Origin of the sequence: Halalkalibacterium ligniniphilum, from assembly GCF_000334155.1 — a bacterium.
GTDB classification, from domain to species: Bacteria; Bacillota; Bacilli; order Bacillales; family Bacillaceae_D; genus Halalkalibacterium; species Halalkalibacterium ligniniphilum.
This window is the reverse complement of sequence record NZ_ANNK01000110.1, coordinates 1-4,420: the sequence shown is the minus strand read 5'-3', so window position 1 is coordinate 4,420 and position 4,420 is coordinate 1. Positions and strand designations below refer to the sequence as shown.

Genomic DNA, 4,420 nt, shown 5'->3' with positions numbered 1-4,420 from the left:
CACCTTATTCAGAAATTGGTGAAGATCCAGATGATTTTTTTCGGTTTTGTTTAGCTAGCTTAAAAGCGTATCCACAATGGCAGCAGATGGTCAAATCGATTTCAGGAGCAGCGTTTGAATACACTAATTCAGGCAGTCTTCATGCTGTCTATCATGAGGCTGATTTGTTAGCGCTCCAGTCACGAAAGCAGTGGCAAGGAGCTTTTGGGGCTGAGTCTGAGCTGTTGGATCGAGAACAATTAAGCAAGCTGGAGCCAGAATTATCACGTGATGTTGTTGCAGCGATGTATTATCCGGAAGAAAGCCACCTGTTCGCACCAGATTATGTAAAGGCGCTAGAGCAGGGCTGTCGTAAACTAGGTGTAACCATTGTGGAACACCTAGAAAAAGTGGAGGTTATCGAATGGCAAGCTGATCTTTTCTTAAAAGCAAAAAATGGACAAACCTTTACAGGAGACCGTCTCGTTGTTTGTTCTGGTGCATGGTCACAGGAATTAGAAGATACCTTCTCGATTCGGATTCCAGTCTATCCGATTCGTGGACAAATTTGTGCCTATCACATACCAGTTGGCACAGTGAAGCATATCGTCTACACGAGCCAAGGGTATCTTGTGCCGAAAGAAAACGGCACACTCGTCAATGGTGCGTCTGAAGATATTGCTGGCTTTGCCACATCAGTGACAGAAAAAGGAATTAAGCGGTTGACGAATTGGAATCGAAACGTCTTTCCTTTTCTAGAAAAGAAAGAACCTTTTCATCGGTGGGCAGGTCTGCGTCCAGCAACACAAGATGGATACCCATTAATCGGGAATCTTCAAGATGCTCCACACATTACATTTGCTACAGGGCATTATCGAAATGGAATATTGCTAAGCCCGATTACGGCCTTAACTGTGGCTGACATCGTGGATGGAAAGCAAGAGCGTGTGTCTATTAGCCTTTTTGATCCGCAAAGATTTACTTAATTTTGGAAGGAGAAAGAGAGATGACGATTGGAAAAGCTTTAACGGTAGCTGGATCTGATAGTGGAGGCGGAGCAGGTATTCAAGCCGATTTGAAGACCTTTCAAGAGCTTGATACGTTTGGAATGACCGTAATTACTGCACTAACGGCCCAAAATACGTTAGGAGTACATGGCGTGTACCCACAATCTTTAGAAGCAATCGAGTCACAGCTTGATGCGGTGTTATCTGATATTGGTGCCGATGCTGTAAAAACAGGGATGTTATTCTCCGCTGAAATTATTACGCTTGTTGCAAAAAAGCTAAAAGAATACAAGGTAACAAATCTTGTTGTCGATCCAGTGATGGTTGCAAAAGGGGGAGCGCCATTGCTCCAAGAGGAAGCAACAAAAGCGCTAATCAAAGAATTATTACCCCTTGCAACGGTTATTACACCAAACCTACCTGAAGCGGAAAAAATACTTGGATGCCCAGAGATTACGACAGTGGAGGACATGAAGGAAGCAGCACAGACTCTCCATTCGTTAGGTCCTAAGTATGTTGTATTGAAGGGTGGTCATTTAAAAGGAAACATGGCGATTGACTTCCTTTTTGATGGAGAAACGATCCATGAATTAACGACAAAGCGGATTGAAACCAAGCATACACATGGGACTGGATGCACGTTTGCAGCTGCGATTACAGCAGAGCTTGCAAAGGGGACTGATGTGATCACAGCAGTCAAAACGGCCAAAGGCTTTATTACAGCAGCGATTGAGAATTCCTTAGCTATTGGAAAAGGAATTGGACCAACCAACCATCATGCGTATCGAGTAACGAAATAAATAATAGCCACCTCATCTACTTTTTGTGTGAAGAGGTGGCTTCTTTGTTTAAAGTGCAGACGTTATTTTTCTATCGATCCTTCTTCCTGTATACTATAATTAGCTGGGATTGAGACCATAAATGGAGTGGGTATGATGACAGAAATTTTACGGTTTGAACAGGTTTCCAATGATCGGTTATTTGACCTTTCATTTTCCATTATAAAAGGACAATATGTGACATTGATCGGTCCATCAGGAGCAGGGAAAAGCAGTCTACTGCTACTGATTAACCGTCTAGAAGACCCGACTAATGGACACATTTTTTATCAAAATAAACCGTTAAAAGACTACCCGATTATCGATATTCGAAAACGAATAGGGATGGTGTTTCAATCAACATCACTATTTGATGGGACGGTTGCCGAAAATATTCGCTACGGTCCAAAGCTTCATAATCGGGAATGGAATGAGACAAAAAGCAAGGAGCTGCTTGATGCGGTTCAGTTGCCTCAATCGTTTTTAAACAAACCGATAGAGGAATTGTCTGGGGGAGAGCAACAGCGTGTCTCTTTGGCTCGAACCTTAGCGAATGAGCCTGAAATGCTTCTTCTAGATGAAGTGACAAGTGCTCTTGACCTTAGAAATGTAGAGCTAATTGAACAACTGCTGAAAGGGCTACAGCAAAAAGGCAGAACGATCATAATGGTTACTCATGATGTTGAACAAGCGAAACGTCTCGGGAGCTACTCCTTGTTCTTGCATGAAGGGCGGATTGTGGAAAAAGGTGAAACGAATGAGCTGTTTGAACAACCAAAAACAGAAGCATTGCAGCAATTTTTAATCAATGGCCTAAAAGATAGGAGAGGGTAGCCAATGGCTCCAGAGATTTCAACAACATCGATGCTTTTTTTACTTGTCTTTATCCTTATTCCCATTTCCCTCTCTTATTTTTATTCATTGCAGCTTGGAGGGAGTATTACGTGGTCGTCCATTCGAGGTGTGGCCCAGCTATTTCTGATCGGTTATTTGCTCACTTTTTTGTTCGAATTGCCGCCGAATCAAGGAATCCCAATCATGCTTGCGGTGATGATGACAGTTGCGAGCTTTCATGCAGCAAAAAAAGGAAATGGTATCCCGAATGTACTCGCGCTTATTTTTGTCATCTTTGTGGCAGTTGAAGTCCTTGTCTTATCGATGTGGATCGGCTTTGGTATGATTGACTTTACAGCAGAGCAAGTTATACCAATGAGTGGAATGGTGATTGGAAACAGCATGGTTGCCATTGGATTAGCCTTAGAGCGACTTAAAAATGAGTTTAAAGAAAATCATGATCGCATATTAGCTGCACTGTCCCTTGGGGCAAATCCGCAAGAGGCAACTCAACCGATTATTCGAAAAATCGTCAGAGCAGCGATGATTCCAAATGTGGATGGTCTAAAAACGATTGGTCTTGTTCAATTACCTGGGATGATGACAGGCTTAATTTTAGCAGGGGTCTCACCGATTGTAGCGATACGCTACCAAATTGTGATTTCAATAAGTATTTTTGTAGCCGTTTCTCTTAGCGCAATGCTCATCACACTGCTTGTTTACCGCTTTTTCTTTAATGATAAAATGCAAGTGAAACGAATTTCAGAGATTGATACATAACGGGATTTGTCCGTGTAGGAGAGATGTGTATGTTTAGAGGAAACAAGATTGTCCTCTTATTACCGGGATTGTTAATGATTTTTATTTTTTTAGGTGGCTATTTGTTCATGGAGCAGGAAGAGGAAATGACGAATGAAGAGCTTCAAGAGGTCATCGATATCAACATTGATACGAAGCAGGAAAATGATTCGCTTTTTGTTCGTGCTGCATGGGACTGGACAGAGATGCCAGTAGAAGGTTTGTACGGGGAAGATTATATTAGTGTTGCGATTGAAAATGAAGCGCTTTTAGATAAGCTGTCTTTTGATGAAGGGTTCTTACGTCTTTTTTACGGCCATGAAGTCATTTATGAAAATAAAGGTAGGGTCGTTGACAATGGTGTCATTTTTCCTTTCCCAAATGAGCTAAGAGAATTTGAAAGCTATGGAAATAGAGGAGAAATTGAGGTCTTGATCGAAGGAGAGCAGGTGAGGGCTGAAGATGTATCAGTTTATTATTTACATACGTGGACGGCTCATTTAGGATTAGTCTTCGACGACGCGCGTTTTGAAAGCCCGCAGTTTGAAAATGGGCCAAATGTGCAGCATTGGGTGGTTAAAAGGGAAGCACACATTGAATAATTGAGAGGAATGTGGTGCGATGATTCGTGGCTTATCCTATCAAAAGGGGATTTTCTATATTGGAAACAAGCATGTGGCTTGTGCGTATCATGAGAAAGGACGCTTGAAGAGCTGGGTGAAACCATTCGATCAGCAGGCGATCGCAGCCATGATCAGTCAAGTAATTGGCTCAATGCCTACTTGGTTTAAGCTTTTAACGATTGTTTATATGAGCCTTATTTTTATACCAAAGCTTCTAAGCTTTTTCGGGTGGAGCAATGTCTACGGCCTGCCTTATTATTTTTTATTTTATTATATGTTTGGCACTCATTTTATTTTCCCGAAAGAGCTTCGGAAATATCACGGTGCGGAGCATAAAGTGTTCAGCTATCGAGGAGTGGTT

At 42.0% G+C, this 4,420-nt stretch carries 5 protein-coding genes and 1 pseudogene; all 6 read left to right on the top strand.

Features of this window, described 5'->3' with window-relative positions; all coding sequences use genetic code 11:
• Positions 1-965: glycine oxidase ThiO (gene thiO, locus BLT_RS21965; protein WP_017728305.1), on the top strand; the 965-nt coding region annotated here is incomplete at its 5' end.
• Between the two features lie 20 nt (positions 966-985).
• Positions 986-1,786 carry a bifunctional hydroxymethylpyrimidine kinase/phosphomethylpyrimidine kinase gene (gene thiD / locus BLT_RS0113490; protein ID WP_017728304.1) on the top strand — a complete coding sequence of 267 codons (801 nt, stop codon included), beginning with the start codon at positions 986-988 and terminating at the stop codon, positions 1,784-1,786.
• Positions 1,787-1,921: 135 nt separating this feature from the next.
• A complete protein-coding gene (locus BLT_RS0113485) occupies positions 1,922-2,638 on the top strand; it encodes an ABC transporter ATP-binding protein (protein WP_017728303.1) in 717 nt (238 codons plus the stop codon).
• Positions 2,639-2,641: 3 nt separating this feature from the next.
• A complete protein-coding gene (locus tag BLT_RS0113480; RefSeq protein WP_017728302.1) occupies positions 2,642-3,418 on the top strand; it encodes an ABC transporter permease in 777 nt (258 codons plus the stop codon).
• A gap of 29 nt (positions 3,419-3,447) precedes the next feature.
• A complete protein-coding gene (locus BLT_RS0113475) occupies positions 3,448-4,038 on the top strand; it encodes a hypothetical protein (protein WP_017728300.1) in 591 nt (196 codons plus the stop codon).
• 19 nt (positions 4,039-4,057) lie between these two features.
• A pseudogene (locus BLT_RS0113470) lies at positions 4,058-4,420 on the top strand (DUF1385 domain-containing protein); the annotation flags it as partial.